Annotated in this window: 1 protein-coding gene and 1 pseudogene; one reads left to right on the top strand and one right to left on the bottom strand. The window is 68.3% G+C overall.

What is annotated here, in order from left to right:
- Positions 1-181: 181 nt before the first annotated feature.
- Positions 182-622 (bottom strand): hypothetical protein, encoded by a 441-nt coding sequence (locus ACH107_RS32820; protein ID WP_412509780.1) that lies wholly within the window; start codon positions 620-622, stop codon positions 182-184.
- Positions 623-761: 139 nt separating this feature from the next.
- On the opposite strand from ACH107_RS32820, the pseudogene ACH107_RS32825 reads away from it, so the two are divergent.
- Positions 762-1,434 (top strand): annotated as a pseudogene (locus ACH107_RS32825) (hypothetical protein); the annotation flags it as partial.

The raw sequence follows: 1,434 nt of genomic DNA on the forward strand, positions 1-1,434 counted from the left end.
TCGACTGGCCGCCAGCACTCTATGCGCCCTTCACGCCCAACCCCAAAGTGGCCTACTTTTGCGCCGCCCTTTGGTCGGGTTTTACTCCGCCGTTGACAGTCGGCGCGTCAATGCGAAAAATCACCGGTAAGAGGGATGACAAAAACCGGAAAACGGATACCGGATACTCCGGGATGCGCACTCACCCGGGCAGCTGGCGCTGCTCCAGCGTCTCGTCGCTGCCGTCCGATTTCATGGCGTCCGCGATCAGGTGCTCGACGGTCGCGTTGAAATAGGCTGTGAGCTCCTTGTGTAGGGTGCGAAACTCGGCGGCCACCGTCTGATCGAAACTGTCTTGTTGTACCCGAACCATCACGGTCGTCCGCCGTTGGCGCGGATAGCGGTAGGGGCGGATGCCGTGCTTGCGGCACAGCGCGACGAAGATCCGGACTGACCAGACGTCCGGCAGGGAGTATTGCAGCTCGACCTCGGGCGCGTCGGACCCTTCCGCTTCCGGGGCGAGCCTCGCCTGCAGCCGGTCGCGCGCTGCGCCGGCGGCCGCCCGCTCGCCCTCGGTCGCGCCGCGGGCGAACAGCGCCTCGAGCTTGGCCAGCTTCTCGCGCATTTCCATGTCATCGGCCATGGTGATCCCTCCGTTCCGCGAGCGCCACCAAGACGAAGCCAGGGGCGAGGTCAAGCCGGCGGGCGCCGGATGTCTTTGCCGAGGGCGTTTCATGACCACCGCTTCCCGTGCCATAATGCGATCGCGAAAAGGAGGAACCGTGGCCCGCAAATCGACCCACAAATGGGCTTTCAAGCCCGGCCTGCGCGCGGGCGCCTTCGGCTGGCGCGGCTCGGCGAAGGCCATCGACCGGCTGAAATCGGCCAGCACCGAGATCCGGTCGGTGCGCCGCAGCGACCCGGTGACCGCGGCCGAGGGCGTGGTGGCCCTCGCCGAACGCATCTGGCCGGCGTTCGAACATATCGACACCTCGTCCGGGGCCCTTAGCACGGCCGTGCACCGGACGCAGGAGACGCTGCTCCCGGTCCTGATCGAAGCCCCCGCCGACGCGGCAACGCGCGCGGCATGGCTGGAGCGCCTGCGCACCGCGATCCGCGACGACGGGGTGGACTACCTCGCGCCGGTCTCGGAGCGGTTCGGCGAGATCGCGGCCTTCCCCGCGCTGATGAACGACCATGCCGACCGCGATCTCGACCTGGTCCGCGCGGCCTGGGCGGACCATGCGCGCTTTTCCCACTGTGCGACCGCCACGCTCACGCTGTCCTGCCTGCTGGAGGCCGGGCGGCACGAGGAGGTGCTGGCCCTGCTCGACGAGAAGAAAACACGTCTCTGGTTCCACGAGAAGTTCGCCGCCGACGCCTTGCTGCGCCAGGGGCATGCGGAGGCGGCGCTCGCCCGCGCCGCGGCCCTGCTGGAGGGCGACCGGCAGCCCT

The organism is Roseovarius halophilus (ex Wu et al. 2025) (assembly GCF_047086965.1).

Coding starts and splice junctions, on each gene's coding strand:
- ACH107_RS32820 (WP_412509780.1), bottom strand. CDS start 622: ATGGCCGATGACATGGAAATGCGCGAGAAGCTGGCCAAGCTCGAGGCG.